We start from the raw sequence: 14,278 nt of genomic DNA on the forward strand, positions 1-14,278 counted from the left end.
ATGGAAAATTTCTGGCAGGCCTGTTCGTCCCAACTTGAGCAAGAGCTTCCACCACAGCAATATAGTGCCTGGATCAAACCGCTGGTTCCGCTCGACTTTGAAGACGGCAAGCTGCGTATCGCTGCGCCTAACCGTTTCAAGCTGGACTGGGTCAAAGCCCAGTTCGCTAATCGCATCTCGGAACTGGCGAATCAGTTCTGGGATGATGAAGTAGAAGTGCAATTTGTGCTGGACCCGCGCGGCAGCAAAAAACCTGCCGCCCCCGCCCCCCGCCCGCAAGGTTTGAACGCCGACCTCGATGCCCAGGGCAACATGCCGGAAATGATGTCCGAACCCGCTGCACCAGAAGTGATATCGCCACGCCGTGAACAAAGCCGCATCAATTCCGAACTGACCTTTGACAGCTTCGTCACCGGTAAGGCCAACCAGCTGGCACGCGCCGCCGCCATCCAGGTGGCAAATAACCCTGGCGTATCGTACAACCCGCTGTTCTTATATGGCGGCGTTGGCCTAGGCAAAACGCATTTGATCCACGCTATCGGCAACCAGATCCTGGTTGATAACCCGCATGCCAAAATCCGCTACATCCACGCTGAACAATATGTACGCGACGTAGTGACCGCTTACCAGCGCAAGGGTTTTGATGAATTCAAACGCTATTACCATTCGCTGGATTTGTTGCTGATCGATGATATTCAATTCTTTGGTGGCAAGAGCCGTACACAAGAAGAATTCTTTTATGCGTTTGAGGCCTTGATTGCCGCCAAGAAACAGATCATCATCACCAGTGATACTTACCCCAAAGAAATCACCGGCATGGATGACCGCCTGATTTCACGCTTTGATTCTGGTTTGACGGTCGCGATTGAACCACCAGAGCTGGAAATGCGCGTGGCGATCTTGCTCAAGAAAGCCCATTCAGAAGGTGTGCATATCTCTGACGACGTGGCTTTCTTTGTGGCCAAGCATTTGCGTTCCAACGTGCGTGAGCTGGAAGGCGCGCTGCGCAAGATCCTGGCTTATTCCCGCTTCCATGGTAAAGAAATCACCATCGACGTGGTCAAAGAAGCACTAAAAGATTTGCTGTCGGTACAAAACCGCCAGATATCGGTAGAAAATATACAAAAGACCGTGGCTGACTTCTTCAACATCAAAGTCGCCGACATGTATTCGAAGAAACGTCCGGCGAATATCGCCAGACCACGCCAGATTGCCATGTACCTGGCCAAGGAATTGACACAAAAGAGCCTGCCAGAAATCGGCGAACTCTTCGGCGGCCGCGACCACACCACGGTCTTGCACGCCGTACGCAAGATCACCGCAGACCGCACCAAAAACCCCGAATGCAATCATGAATTGCATGTGTTAGAGCAAACGCTCAAGGGTTAATGACAGGGATGTTGTAGGATGTGCAAGTGTGGTTTGTAATTGGCAGGGTAAAGATTTGTAGGTTCAAGATTTGTAGGGTGCGCCATGCGCACCATGGCAGTAAAGCCGGTTCAAACGGTGCGCATGGCGCACCCTACGGCTGGCAAAGGTTTTAACTCCTTCCCCCATAAAGGGAAGGCAGGGATGGGGATGGGTTTCCAAAGCAATATGATGGTAAGTTAATCAACCGAAACCCATCCCCACCCTAACCCTCCCCTTGAAAGGGAGGGAATGAAGAATTTGTAGGGTGCGCCATGCGCACCATCGTTATAAAGCCGGACAAGTACGGTGCGCATGGCGCATTACCCTACGGCTGGCAAAGGTTTTAACTCCTTCCCCTTCAAGGGGAAGGTTGGGATGGGGATGGGTTTCTTGTGCAATTTGATTGCGGATTAATCAACCGAAACCCATCCCCACCCTAACCCTCCCCTTGAAAGGGAGGGAGCGAAATTTGTAGGGTGCGCCATGCGCACCAGAGTAACAAGCATGACCGCAGCAAATAGGTAAAGCAGTTTATAAAAAAGCAGTAAGAAATACTTAGGTCCCTTATCAACATAATAAGTGAGGATATTCAAATGCAATTGGTTAAAACCCACCGGGACACCCTGCTCCGGCCTTTGCAAATTGTGAGTGGTATTGTCGAGCGTCGGCACACATTGCCGATTCTGGCCAATATCCTCATTCGCAAAGATGGCGAACAGGTGTCGTTCTTGTCGACCGACATCGAAGTGCAGATCACAACCAAGGCAGCCATTGGTTCTGGCGGCGATGTCGTTGCCACCACCGTGGCCGCCCGCAAATTGCTGGATATTTTGCGCGCCCTGCCTGATGACAATGATGTCGTACTCAAGCTTGAAAACAAAAAGATGAGCGTGCAGTCAGGCAAATCGCGCTTCTCTTTACAGACTTTGGCAGCGGAAGAATTCCCTACCGTGGCCCAGGCCGAGCATTTCAATGCCAGCGTCAACCTGCCGCAAAAAACCCTGAAGCACCTGTTCAACATGGTGCATTTCTCGATGGCGCAACAAGACATTCGTTATTACCTGAATGGCCTGCTGCTGGTCGTCGATGGCAAGAACGTCATTGCCGTGGCAACCGATGGCCACCGTCTGGCGTTTTGCCAGGTTGAAGTGGAACAAGAATTTCCGCGCCATGAAGTCATCATCCCGCGCAAAACCATCATCGAGATGCAGCGCCTGCTGGAAGACAAGGAAGACCCGGTCCAGATCGACATCGCCAACAACCAGGTCAAACTGACTTTTGCCGATATCGAACTGATTTCCAAACTGGTCGAAGGCAAGTTCCCTGACTTTAACCGCGTCATCCCCAAAGGCTATAAAAACAGCTTCACTTTGGGCCGCGAGCAATTGCTGCGGTCATTGCAGCGTGCCGCGATCATGACATCCGACAAGTTCAAGGGCGTGCGTTGCGTCATCACCCCAGGCAGCATGCAGATCCTGTCCACCAATGCGGACCAGGAAGAAGCGATAGAAGAAATTGAAATCGACTACGGTGGCGACAGCGTGGATATCGGCTTCAACGTCAGCTATCTGCTGGATGTATTGAATAACCTGAAATGCGACCAGATCTGCGTATCGTTGGGCGATTCCAACTCATCCGCCCTGATCACTATTCCCGACAACACCGACTTTAAATATGTCGTGATGCCGATGCGGATATAAGTTGTAGATGTCCCTTTATTCCCTCCCCTTCAAGGGGAGGGGCAGGGTGGGGATGGGTTTCGGTTGATCAACAACACAAACAAATTGCGTAAGAACCCCATCCCCATCCCAACCTTCCCCAAGCTTAAGTAAAACCCGGGGAAGGAGTTAGCAAATTCGAATTCACCAAATTAATTTGCATTCGTAATTCGCAAAAAAGCACCACCAGTTTTTTGCAGTTCGTTTTTGAACAAGCAGTAATCCAGAAGTGAAACAGTTGTAAATATTTCAGAAGGTAGCCATGTCCGATAACACCCAAGACAATACTCCAGCACAGCCAAATCAATACGGCGCATCCTCGATCCAGATTCTGGAAGGCCTGGAAGCCGTGCGTAAACGCCCTGGCATGTACATCGGTGACACCTCGGACGGCACCGGTCTGCATCACCTGGTATTTGAAGTGCTGGATAACTCGATTGATGAATCCCTGGCAGGCCACTGTACCGAGATCAACGTCACCATCCATAGCGACAATTCCATCTCCATTACCGACAATGGCCGTGGTATCCCTACCGGCATCAAATGGGATGACAAGCACGACCCCAAACGCAGCGCGGCAGAAATCGTCATGACCGAACTGCATGCCGGCGGCAAGTTTGACCAAAACTCATACAAAGTATCCGGCGGTCTGCATGGCGTGGGCGTGTCCTGCGTAAACGGCCTGTCAAAATTGCTCAAGCTGACTATCCGCCGCGATGGCAAAATGTACGCCATGGAGTTCGTGCGTGGTGTACCGCAAAACCGCGAGCTGGAAACCGTTGACGGCATTCTTACCTCACCCATCAAAGTCCTGGGTGACACCGACAAACGTGGTACCGAAGTCCACTTCTGGGCTGATGAAGAAATCTTCACCCATGTTGAATTCCATTATGAAATTTTGGCCAAGCGCATACGCGAATTGTCCTTTTTGAATAATGGCGTACGCATCAAACTCAACGACCACCGCACCGGGAAAGAAGAATTGTTTGCCTTCGAAGGCGGCACCCGTGGCTTTGTTGAATACATCAACAAAAACAAAAGCGTACTCAACCCGACCATTTTCCAGGCCACCGGCGAACGCCAGTCTGACCAGAACACCACCATCACTGTGGACGTTTCCATGCAATGGAATGACGCCTACAATGAACAGGTATTGTGCTTCACCAATAACATCCCGCAGCGCGACGGTGGCACCCACCTGACCGGCCTGCGCGCCGCCATGACCCGCGTCATCAACAAGTATATTGAAGAACACGAATACGCCAAGAAAGCCAAGGTCGAAGTCACCGGCGACGACATGCGCGAAGGTTTAACCTGCGTCTTGTCCGTCAAAGTGCCAGAACCAAAGTTCAGCTCGCAGACCAAAGACAAACTTGTCTCCAGCGAAGTGCGTGGCCCGGTAGAAGAAATCGTCGCCAAGACGCTATCTGATTTTCTGCAAGAAAGACCAAACGACGCCAAAATCATTTGCGGCAAAATCGTCGAGGCATCCCGCGCCCGTGAAGCAGCCCGCAAAGCCCGTGAACTGACACGCCGCAAAGGCGTCATGGATGGCCTGGGCCTGTCGTCCAAACTGGCAGATTGCCAGGAAAAAGACCCCGCCCTGTGTGAACTGTACATCGTCGAAGGTGACTCTGCGGGTGGATCAGCCAAGCAAGGTCGCGACCGTAAGTTCCAGGCGATTTTGCCACTGCGCGGTAAAGTGCTGAACGTAGAAAAAGCCCGTTTTGAAAAAATGCTGTCCAGCGAACAGATCACCACCCTGATCGCCACCCTGGGCACCAGCATAGGCCCGGACGAATTCAATGCCGACAAACTGCGCTATCACCGCATCATCATCATGACCGATGCCGACGTTGACGGCGCCCACATCCGCACCCTGCTGCTGACCCTGTTCTATCGCCAGATGCCACAACTGGTAGAGCGCGGCCACATCTACATCGCCCAGCCACCACTGTACAAGGTCAAGGCCGGCCGTGATGAACGTTACCTCAAAGATGATGCCGAAGAGGCCACCTACATGATGACCGTGGCCCTGACCGGTGCATCCCTTACCCCAGGCACAGGTGCAACCCCCATCATCGGCGATGCCCTGGGCGAACTGGTACGCCAGTACAACCTGGCCAACGCCATCATGATGCGCCTGACCCGCGTCATTGACCGCGCTGCCCTCACCGCCATCATGACCGGCGTCACCCTGAAACTGGATACGCCAGAAAACGCCGAAGCATCCGCCATCGCCCTGACCGCCGCCATTGGCGACACTGCCGTCAAGGCCGTGGTACGCAGCGACGAACTGTCAGGCGCATTCAGCCTGCGCATAGAACGCCTGTACCACGGTAACATCAAAGTCAGCAGCATCGACGCCGACTTTGTCGATGGCGCCGACTACAAAGTGCTGGAAAACGCCGCCAGCACCTTCAAAGGCCTGCTGACCGAAGGCGCCTTCATGCGCCGTGGCGAAGGCGAAAAAGCCAAAGAAATCGCCGTACAAGACTTCCACCAGGCCATGCTGTGGCTGCGCGACGAAGCCGAACGCGGCGTCAGCAAACAACGCTACAAAGGTCTGGGCGAAATGAACCCAAGCCAACTCTGGGAAACCACCATGGACCCCACAGTCCGCCGCCTGCTCAAAGTACAGATCGAAGACGCCATCGCCGCCGACCAGATCTTCACCACCCTGATGGGCGACGACGTGGAACCGCGCAGGGCGTTTATTGAATCGAATGCGTTGCGGGCGGGGAATATTGACGTTTGATGCTGCTGACGTTTGCGATGTAAAACTAAAAGGTCAATCAGAAATGATTGACCTTTTAGTTTTACATCGCAATAAACTTTCCTCGGATTTGTTCGAATAGAAATCAGTTAGCGAAATTTGATTGTGTTATATAACTTTAATTAATATATCCAGCGTCAAGCCACTGATGCTCATAAACCCTCCATATTTTGCATTAGTGCAACTCTCCATTTCAATCAAAAAATATTGCAAAATTTTACATACGCAAAGTAAATAATCATCTAGTATTAATAAATAATATTTATTTTTTAATACTTTTTGGCGAGTCTATTTTGAAAAGCTTATCATCAGTCAATCCGTCTCCAGAACAATTGTTAATTATTAAAAGAGTTCGGGCTGGCGTAGAGATAATTCGAGGGGCGGCAGGGAGTGGTAAAACAACTACCGCACTTTTAAAACTTAAACTTCTAATTCTTTGGGTGCAATCGCGCAGACGCAGAGAAGAAAGCAATGAGCCCGTTCGTGCCCTTGTATTGACGTTTAACAAAACTCTTCGAGGATATGTACACGACCTTGTAAAAAACAGCATTCCAACTGGAAATATTGAAATAACTGTTGATACTTTTAGTCACTGGGCTTATGGAACACTTGGAAAACCAAAGGTTTGTGAAGATGCTGATTTGGAGAGAGTTTGTGCGTCAGCATCTACACAAATCGGACTCCCACCTGACTTTCTCGCAAACGAAGCTAGATATGTAATGGGACGATTTTTACCAGCTGAAATTAACGAATATTTAAATTGCAGGCGTGACGGTAGGGGGGCTATCCCACGTGTTGAGAAACCAACTAGACAATTGATTCTTGACCTTATTATCAAACCTTTTCAGGAATGGAAATCAAGAAAAAATATCATGGATTGGAATGATGTGGCAGTGTCAATGATGGTGAAAAAATATCATTCCTATGACATTATCATTGTTGATGAAGCTCAAGATTTTTCTGCGAACCAGCTTCGTTCAATTATGATTCAAGCAAATGATGAAAGTGCAAAATGCTTCATATTAGATACTGCCCAGCGAATTTATGCAGGCGGATTCACTTGGTCAGAAATCGGTTTAACAATCCGCCCCGAAGACAGTTATAGACTAAAAGTTAATTATCGGAACACACCTGAAATTGCTCGCTTAGCCGCAAGTTTAATTAATTGTGTCACGCTTGACAATGATGGCACTTCCCAGGAGCTTTTAGATTTAACTGGAAATCCGAAACCAATTTTACTAGAAGGCCTCTTTAATCAACAGGTTAGTTGGTGCATTGAATATATCAAAAAAAATGTTGATCTTTCTACTGAATCAGTTGCATTTTTAAATCCAAAGGGTTGGTTCTCATATTTGGAGTCTCGTCTAAAAGATGCAGGTTTAAAATACGTAGAGCTAACTAGGCAGTCTGATTGGCCAACTTCGAACACAAACATTGCACTGAGCACTCTACATTCAGCGAAAGGTTTGGATTTTGACCATTGCATTATTATCGGGTTAAGCAAAGAAAATTTACCTGATGGAGAGTTCACTACAGGTGACGACAGATTCGAAACAGCTTGTCGGTTGCTATCAATGGCAATAGCACGTGCGAGAATCCAAGTTGTATTAGGATACAAATCTGGAGAAGAGCCCGCAATTTTGAATAGCTTAGATGCTAGTGCATGCGAAAAGGTTCAATTATGACATTTGCAGATTTGGAGGCAAAAATCTCGGAACGGAATATTACCGAAGTGCTACATTTCACAACAAATAACGGCTTACTTGGCATATTTTCAACTGAAAGTTTATTGGCTCATTCTGAACTCCCAAATGAAAAACGACTATCTCACATACTTCAAATTAATTGTAAGGATAGAAGTCGCGATTCAGCTTGGCATTCGTATGTAAATCTATCCATCTCAAAAATAAATGGAACGTTTTTTAGTATTTCAAAAAGATGGCATGCAAGTGCTGACATTTTTTGGTGCATTTTGAGCTTTTCGCCAGAAATAATGACCCATGAAAATGTGGTTTTTTCAACAACGAATAATGCGTATGATTTAACTGAAAGAGCTACAGGGCACGCCGGATTTGAGTCGCTATTTAAGCCGAGCGTTAGACAGTTTCCAACGAAATTGATAATACGACCAAAAACTGCGCAGATGATGCACACTACGTGTAATCAAGCAGAAATTTTATATCCAAAATCTGTATCTATCTCTTACCTTCGGCGTATCTATTTGAGTTCTTACGAACATTTACATGAGGTGGAAGCCCAAATTGGCGTTTGCTCCCCTAATATTGTTGGAACATTAGATTTAATTGTCGCCCCAGAGCTCTTTTCTTAATAATTATGGTCAATATCGCTGAAAATCAGATTATACGCTCTGCACTTTGGGCGGCCTATGGAGACGTAGTTGGGTTCCCAACAGAACTACTCACCGAGCAAGAATTCTTAAAAAGAAACAACATTGAGTTGGTCCAAGGTCCGATTGAATGGACTCGCCGAGTTGGCGGACTTTTTGGTCCTAAAATAACATTCGCGATTGGCACGTACTCAGATGATACTCAATTAAGACTAAGTACATCACGTGCCATAAGAGGTGACGGGTATTTTGACGTTGAAAGTTTTGCAAAAATTGAATTACCCGTTTGGCTAAACTATGCGTTAGGTGCAGGAAGAGGATCGAAAGCTGCCGCAGCAAATTTAGCATTTCGAGAATCAACGTGGTCACAAAATTTTTTCAAATCTGGCGACATTCATTACTGTAATGGTGGAGGTAATGGAGCGGCAATGAGAATACAACCGCACGTTTGGCAAGCGCATGCAGAAGGTCCAAATTCATTCATGAATGCCGTTATTAAAAACTCCATTTGCACACACGGCCATCCACGAGCAATCATAGGAGCTGCAGTTCATGCATTCTTTTTATATAACGCACTAGTAACAAAAAAATCTACACCGCCTGAAGATTGGGCCTCAATTGGCGATACTGCAGCAATATCTGCTTATGAGACATTAACTTCTGATCCGGAACTAGCATTAGTCTGGGTCCCAAACTGGGAGCACCTTTCAGGGAAAGAGCTAAAAACAGAATGGTCCAACACTATTTTAGAATGGCACGAATCTGTTGACCTTGCGAGAAAATATTGCGCAAACTTTAAAGATCCCGTTTCAGCCTATCGATCAATAGTTACGGCACTCGGGGGACTCAAGCCTTCAGAGCGCGGCTCGGGTTTAAAAACTGCTCTGTTTGCAATTGTCCTTGCGTGGTTATTTAGAAACGATCAACCGGAAGTCGCCTTACTTGTGTCTGCAAATACGTTCAACAGTGATACTGATACGATTGCTACAATGGCTGGTGCTCTAATTGGTTCAGTCTCAGAAACAGCACCTAATTGTGAGATACAAGACGCAGAATATATTCGAAAAGAGGCGCGAAGACTATATCTAATAGGCTCGGGAAAAAAACAAAGCAGTTTTAAATATCCCGATTTGCTAACATGGGTTCCACCGAAAAATCAAAGTGATGCATGGATCGAAATTGATGAAAAACCTAATCTGAGCGGATTGGGAGAAATCGTACCTTTTAACAGCTCATTCTCCTCCGAAAAAGGAAATGAGCTAATGTGGCAATGGTGTTTGCTGCCTTTTGGACAAACAGTACTAGCAAAACGTAGGAGGAACCAAATTAATACACCATACCCCCGAAAAATTGGAGCAGCAATTGAATCCAGTGCTTCACAAGCAAAAAAAACTCCCCATATTATTGAACGCGCACTTACTCCAAATTCGACCGAATTGAATATTGATGTGTGTACACAACTCTGCATTCAATCGGGATTTGACGCAAAAATTATTGGTGAAACACTATTATCTTTAGCAACGGAGCCAAATGGAATTGAAAGATGCATAGCATTTTCCGCAATAATCGCAAAAGCGAAAATAGCTAGGAGCAAACGATAAAAAGCATCTTTTAAGGAGCTCAAAAATTTCTTTGTCACACCATGACATCGCAATCTTATCTCTTTCATCAATGTTTAATATTCGCCGTATGCTCAACATCACCTGCAAATTTTTCTTCTAGGCCACTCCGGGCGAATGGCTCAAGACCGCTGCCGCTCAAAAAATTCCCAAATCATTTCCGCCCCATTCGGTGCCATTGGCGACGGCCCTAGCAAGCGGGCGCGGCGGTAGTAGGGCTGTGGCAGGCCATGTCCCCCATCGTGGATAGTAACGAGTTCGACTTCGGTTCTGGGGTCTTGCTTCCAGCTAATGCGTTCCACATCGACACTTGATACTGCGGTCGTCTGCGCCGTGGGTGTGGCTGTGATCTTGTTCAGGTCTGCAAAGTATTGTGCTGATGCGCGGGCATTGAGTACGTCGCCGCATTTGTAGAACAGGCCTAGCAGGTTCACTTCACCGCCGCTGTATGGCACTAGCGGGTCTTTGGTGCCGTTCATGATCATGACTGATGTGCCGGTGCCAGCGGGTTTGCAGCGGAAGTTTTGGGGTGCTTGCACGCTTGCGGATACTGCGGCCACGGCGCGGAAGCGGGTTGATGATTCTAACGCCAGGCGTAGTGACATGAAGCCACCCGAGGACACGCCGGTTGCAAACACGCGGGTCTTGTCAGTGCCGAGGTCGTTGATGAGTTTGTCGGTCAGGGCATTGAGGAAGCCGACGTCGTCGATGTCGCGGCCATTGACCTGATAGTCGCCGACCTTGCCGCAATCGTTCCAGTCAAAGCTGTAGGAATCGGGATAGGCGATGGCGAAGCCATGCTGGTCGGCGAGGCGTTCGAAACCGTAGCCGGTTTCGACGCGTATATCTTCTGCGCTTTGGCCTGAGCCGTGCATGACGAGCACTAGCGGTGCACCTTTGGGCAGACTTCAAGCTGTTTAGAATCCAGATGTCCAAGAATGATTTCACAATTTACACGTGCGTTCAAATAATGTCCGGTCTGTCACATGGAACTTTGGGAACCAGTGGATCATCCCGATAGTTATATGCTGGACGTACATTCACTGAATTATTTATTTTTAACGGCAAAAAATGCGGTAACGCCAACCACCTTAAAATCAAGCACTTGAAAATTCTTTTCCAAGAAATCTTTCAGGTCGCGTGCATTGTCATTTCGATTGTTAAAGACGCCTAGATAATTCATCAGCCACATGAATGGCTTTGCAAACAAGTTTTTATGTACATCTTCAGATAAGACAGAGGTTCCAAACAGCACGCCATATTCAGAGAGAAGTGGTTGTAGATGGCTGAATGCAATGCCCTTTTCTTTGAAGCTACCTGGAACGCAATGCATTACATAATTGATCGCAATGGAGTCAAATTTAGCCATCTTGTGTTGGACCGGCTCCAACAAATTTTGAATGTATGTTTCCGGCGCATATCTTGAAACCTTGAATTTGGTTTTTGCCAGACACTCAGGGCTTAGATCCATCAGAGCGAGTCTCGGCTTGGTGGAATCAAAGACAACCCTGTTTAATAGGAACCCAGTTCCAACACCGACTTCGAGATGATTGGAAGAGACGTATTTTTTATAATGCGCGTCCAAACGCTGGATAGAGCTGCCCCAGGCATATTTGGAAATCACACCATACAAGATGAAGTCGTAGAAAAATAAACTCACTTTATTAAAATATCGCTGCGACCGTTCGACTTTTAGAGTTGTTAAATTCTGATTGGCAGTTTTCATTATTGCTTTCATGTTGAGCTACGTTCGAATTGTAGCTGTCTATCCAGCACATTTATATTGCGTTCGGCTGGCTCCAAGGTTCATCCCGCTGCACTACATATTGTTTAACCACGCAGTCCCGTGGAATGACACCGTAATGTCGTGAGCACATCTTGGATGGTACGCAAGCGTCCAATTGTTCTACCACCTCATCAAAAATTGTTACTAAAACGCGCTGACTTTAAAAATTCTCGCTGGCCAGACACGGCCACTTCATCACCGATATTCAACTGAATCTGTTGCGGGATAGTGGCTGCAAAAAAATCCAGCAAACCGCGTTGCATTGACACATCAAGTCGATTGATCTGTACGCCATCACCTAAAACAAAACCATTCGTGCGCCAATCTTTTTTGGGTGGCATTTGGCATGTCGACGTGAGTTTGAGGTGGTTGACTTTTAAATCTGTCATATTCACAGTTGACTGACAATCTGCAATTTCCAAACTCAATTCAGCACCAGGTAAAGTGCCAGACAGTTCAGTGGTACCAACACCAGAAAATGCTACTTTTTTAACCGACGATGGCAGATGGATCGTAAATTTATTGAATGAGCGATACAGATGCGTTTCAACGCTGGCTAGGGTAATGTTCAAGATGCCATCAACCGTTTTTCCGTTGACGGACAGGCGCAGGTTCTCATTATTAACCGATGCTTGTGACACATTTGGGTCAAAAATGACCGTGATTCCTCCGGTATGGACTTCGTTACCTTGTGTGCGAATCACCACGCTTGCCTGTTCACCGATATCGAAATGATGCTCGGCCTGGTGCTGGCTTTTGGCGCGTGCCCGGTTATTTTTATTGATGTTATCCAGTGTGAAATTGCCTGCCACATACCAGACTACGGCAGCGAGAAATAGCCAGACTCCAGCTTTTGAAAACAGGCGTTTCATCATGACACCTCACGTTCTTTGAGGTGGAAGAATAGTGCCGCCCAAAGCAACACAGGCAAACCAAGCCATAAGCCAATTGAAAGACCATATTCAACCGCACCCTGCGGAACAAGCACATCGTCATTGAGCGATGCAAATATTTCCAACTGTGGGAAGCAGCCTATCCATGCCATGAAGATGGCTAGTAAGAACAATGTCAAAACTGTTCTTAGCACGGGCGAACGTTTAAAAAATACCGTGCCGCCGGCAATTACTGCCTGCCCCGTCGTTAAGAACAGCATAAAAAATATTTGCATCTTAATGAATCTCTGCACATCGGCACCGGTCTTTCCCATTTCTGAGGTAATGAATGGGATATAAAAGCCAAAGTCCTGTTGGGCGAGGGAGCAGGATTCGCAAAGCGGTGGCGTAATGTATGACGCCTTGGCCAACTGGACGGCGGGATAATTCATCAGCATATAGCCCAGGGTATATGCCAGCGGGAACAAGATGCCGATGAACACGAATGCCAGCAACCATTTCTCAAACACCGAAGCTGGGCGCATCAGGGTAATCAGGCTGGCCCCAGGGTTGACCATGTGTTTGAAATAGCGGCCAGAGAACACCATTGCCGACACAAGCAAGCCCCCCACATACCATTGAACCTGGCTGCCGAAGTGAAACTGCGAGAATGTATGCTCTGTATCCGTAGTGAAGGAAATCAGAATGGTAATCAGATTGATCATGACCATGATGCCGACGAACCAGGCATAGTCGCGCCAACTTTCTGCCCAATGGGCGCGCCACAAGCGGGCAAAACGCGCGCTGTTGAAAAAATTGCTCATTGCGGATTCCTTGTTGGGTCTTGATGAACTGCCACTGCATCCAGAATGGCTTGCTTGTTCATGCTCAGGGCCTTGTACAACAATTCGAGATTGACTGCCCCCGGGGCATCGCCCTTGTTGGCTGCGACATAGGCCCATTGATGGCCGATTGCTTCTTGATAGATGCTGTCGGCAATGTCTGCCTGATTGTCTGCGACGCCCAGATGCAAGGCGCGTTGCAGTGTGTCCATGCTGGCGGACAATGCCAGCTTGCCGGCATCAACAAACAGCACGTGGCTCATGAGGCTTTCCAAATCATGTGCCTGGTGGGTACTGATGACGACGATGCGATCTGCGTGTTCTTTGCCGCCCATGATGGTTTTAAACTGCGCCCGGCCTAAAATGTCCAGCCCATTGGTCGGTTCATCCATCAATAGCACTGGGGTGTGGGTTGCCAGCGCAAAGGCGATCACGGCTTTTTTCTTTTGCCCCAGGCTCATGGAGGCAAAGCCCTTGTCGCGTGGCACTTCAAAAATATCTGTATAGCTTTGAAAATCGGTACTGGAGAAGCGCGGATAAAATGGCGCATGCGTCTTCAGCAGCACCTCCAGCTTGATATTGGGTAAGTGAAACTCTTCGGGGACTACATACACTTGTTCCAAAAACGTGGGCAAGCGGGCCGTAGGTTTGTACCCCAGCACGTCTACACTGCCGCCGTGGGGAAACAGCAAACCCGACAGTATCTTTAATAGCGTCGATTTGCCACTGCCATTGCGTCCAAACAAGCCATATACGCCTGGCTGGGCAAGCGTCAGCGAAAAATCGTCATAGACGCGTTTGCGCCCATATTCAAATTGCAGTTGTGTGACTTTGATCATCAAAGTTCCTGAAGTTCCTGAGGTTCCTGAGGTTCCTGTAGACATCTATTATTTTTGGCTCGCCGTTTT

General features: G+C 47.9%; 11 protein-coding genes. 6 read left to right on the forward strand and 5 right to left on the reverse strand.

Annotated elements, in window-relative coordinates:
* The 6 genes from dnaA (at position 1) to ACO0K9_RS10140 (ending at position 9,852) form a co-directional block, all read left to right on the forward strand.
* Positions 1-1,389, forward strand: a complete 1,389-nt coding sequence (gene dnaA, locus ACO0K9_RS10115; protein ID WP_422984411.1) for a chromosomal replication initiator protein DnaA — start codon at positions 1-3, stop codon at positions 1,387-1,389.
* A gap of 614 nt (positions 1,390-2,003) precedes the next feature.
* On the forward strand, positions 2,004-3,110 hold the full coding sequence (dnaN, locus tag ACO0K9_RS10120; RefSeq protein ID WP_422984413.1) for a DNA polymerase III subunit beta: 1,107 nt from the start codon (positions 2,004-2,006) through the stop codon (positions 3,108-3,110).
* 280 nt (positions 3,111-3,390) lie between these two features.
* A complete protein-coding gene (gyrB, locus tag ACO0K9_RS10125) occupies positions 3,391-5,886 on the forward strand; it encodes a DNA topoisomerase (ATP-hydrolyzing) subunit B (protein ID WP_422984415.1) in 2,496 nt (831 codons plus the stop codon).
* 311 nt (positions 5,887-6,197) lie between these two features.
* Positions 6,198-7,589, forward strand: coding sequence for a 3'-5' exonuclease (locus tag ACO0K9_RS10130; RefSeq protein ID WP_422984417.1), 1,392 nt, complete (start codon positions 6,198-6,200; stop codon positions 7,587-7,589).
* Positions 7,586-8,233 carry a DarT ssDNA thymidine ADP-ribosyltransferase family protein gene (locus tag ACO0K9_RS10135; protein WP_422984419.1) on the forward strand — a complete coding sequence of 216 codons (648 nt, stop codon included), beginning with the start codon at positions 7,586-7,588 and terminating at the stop codon, positions 8,231-8,233. The genes ACO0K9_RS10130 and ACO0K9_RS10135 overlap by 4 nt, the downstream gene beginning before the upstream one ends.
* Positions 8,234-8,238: 5 nt before the next feature.
* On the forward strand, positions 8,239-9,852 hold the full coding sequence (locus ACO0K9_RS10140; protein ID WP_422984421.1) for an ADP-ribosylglycohydrolase family protein: 1,614 nt from the start codon (positions 8,239-8,241) through the stop codon (positions 9,850-9,852).
* A gap of 140 nt (positions 9,853-9,992) precedes the next feature.
* On the opposite strand, the gene ACO0K9_RS10145 is transcribed toward ACO0K9_RS10140, so the two are convergent.
* From ACO0K9_RS10145 to ACO0K9_RS10165, 5 genes are all read right to left on the reverse strand, one after another.
* On the reverse strand, positions 9,993-10,754 hold the full coding sequence (locus tag ACO0K9_RS10145; protein ID WP_422984423.1) for an alpha/beta hydrolase family esterase: 762 nt from the start codon (positions 10,752-10,754) through the stop codon (positions 9,993-9,995).
* Positions 10,755-10,918: 164 nt separating this feature from the next.
* The gene (locus ACO0K9_RS10150) at positions 10,919-11,596 is read right to left on the reverse strand and encodes a class I SAM-dependent methyltransferase (protein WP_422984425.1); all 678 of its coding nucleotides are present in this window, start codon (positions 11,594-11,596) and stop codon (positions 10,919-10,921) included.
* A 191-nt stretch (positions 11,597-11,787) separates the two neighbouring features.
* Positions 11,788-12,528 carry a hypothetical protein gene (locus ACO0K9_RS10155; RefSeq protein WP_422984427.1) on the reverse strand — a complete coding sequence of 247 codons (741 nt, stop codon included), beginning with the start codon at positions 12,526-12,528 and terminating at the stop codon, positions 11,788-11,790.
* Positions 12,528-13,352 (reverse strand): hypothetical protein, encoded by an 825-nt coding sequence (locus tag ACO0K9_RS10160; RefSeq protein WP_422984429.1) that lies wholly within the window; start codon positions 13,350-13,352, stop codon positions 12,528-12,530. Before ACO0K9_RS10160 ends, ACO0K9_RS10155 begins: the two co-directional genes overlap by 1 nt.
* Positions 13,349-14,209 (reverse strand): ATP-binding cassette domain-containing protein, encoded by an 861-nt coding sequence (locus ACO0K9_RS10165; protein WP_422984431.1) that lies wholly within the window; start codon positions 14,207-14,209, stop codon positions 13,349-13,351. The genes ACO0K9_RS10160 and ACO0K9_RS10165 overlap by 4 nt, the downstream gene beginning before the upstream one ends.
* Positions 14,210-14,278 lie beyond the last annotated feature (69 nt).

Origin of the sequence: Undibacterium sp. Ji50W, assembly GCF_049340445.1 — a bacterium.
Classification (GTDB): Bacteria; Pseudomonadota; Gammaproteobacteria; order Burkholderiales; family Burkholderiaceae_D; genus Undibacterium.

What these genes read in the sequence shown, in the direction of transcription:
- dnaA (WP_422984411.1), top strand. Translation starts at nt 1, where the DNA reads ATGGAAAATTTCTGGCAGGCCTGTTCGTCCCAACTTGAGCAAGAGCTT.
- dnaN (WP_422984413.1), top strand. Translation starts at nt 2,004, where the DNA reads ATGCAATTGGTTAAAACCCACCGGGACACCCTGCTCCGGCCTTTGCAA.
- gyrB (WP_422984415.1), top strand. Translation starts at nt 3,391, where the DNA reads ATGTCCGATAACACCCAAGACAATACTCCAGCACAGCCAAATCAATAC.
- ACO0K9_RS10135 (WP_422984419.1), top strand. Translation starts at nt 7,586, where the DNA reads ATGACATTTGCAGATTTGGAGGCAAAAATCTCGGAACGGAATATTACC.
- ACO0K9_RS10140 (WP_422984421.1), top strand. Translation starts at nt 8,239, where the DNA reads ATGGTCAATATCGCTGAAAATCAGATTATACGCTCTGCACTTTGGGCG.
- ACO0K9_RS10150 (WP_422984425.1), bottom strand. Translation starts at nt 11,596, where the DNA reads ATGAAAACTGCCAATCAGAATTTAACAACTCTAAAAGTCGAACGGTCG.
- ACO0K9_RS10155 (WP_422984427.1), bottom strand. Translation starts at nt 12,528, where the DNA reads ATGAAACGCCTGTTTTCAAAAGCTGGAGTCTGGCTATTTCTCGCTGCC.
- ACO0K9_RS10160 (WP_422984429.1), bottom strand. Translation starts at nt 13,352, where the DNA reads ATGAGCAATTTTTTCAACAGCGCGCGTTTTGCCCGCTTGTGGCGCGCC.
- ACO0K9_RS10165 (WP_422984431.1), bottom strand. Translation starts at nt 14,209, where the DNA reads ATGATCAAAGTCACACAACTGCAATTTGAATATGGGCGCAAACGCGTC.